The organism is Pseudomonas sp. 51_B (genome assembly GCF_017491595.1).
Taxonomy (GTDB): domain Bacteria; phylum Pseudomonadota; class Gammaproteobacteria; order Pseudomonadales; family Pseudomonadaceae; genus Aquipseudomonas; species Aquipseudomonas promysalinigenes.
In genome coordinates, this window is the sequence record NZ_JAFGYW010000336.1 from 1 (window position 1) to 463 (window position 463).

1 protein-coding gene is annotated in these 463 nt (G+C 64.1%); it reads right to left on the reverse strand.

Annotated features, from left to right (window positions below):
- Positions 1-463: FAD-binding protein (locus J5M56_RS25110; protein WP_207938074.1), on the reverse strand; the 463-nt coding region annotated here is incomplete at both ends.

Sequence of the window (463 nt, forward strand, 5' to 3'; positions counted from 1 at the left end):
CGGCAACCGGAACGCCAGGCCATGGCGATGCCGTCACCGCAGGCGCCGTCGGGGTTGCTGGTATAAAGGTAGACCTTGGCCGCGCCGCCCGAGGCCAGAATCACGAAACGTGCGCCGTAGGTGTCGACTTCGCCGGTGGCGCGGTTCAGTACGTAGGAGCCGAGGCAGCGATCGCCTTCCATGCCCAAGCGGCGCTCGGTGATCAGATCAACGGCCACCCGCTGTTCCAGCAGTTCGATGTTCTCGCGCTCTTTGGCCTGGGCCAGCAAGGTCTTGAAGATCGCAGCGGCGGTGGCGTCGGCAGCATGGATGATCCGTCGATGGCTGTGGCCACCTTCGCGGGTCAGGTGAAATTCGAAACCACCGTCTTCAGTGCCGGACTGTTCGTCGCGGGTGAAGGGCACGCCCTGGTCAATCAGCCATTGGATGGCTTCGCGGCTGTGCTCGACGGTGAAGCGTACGG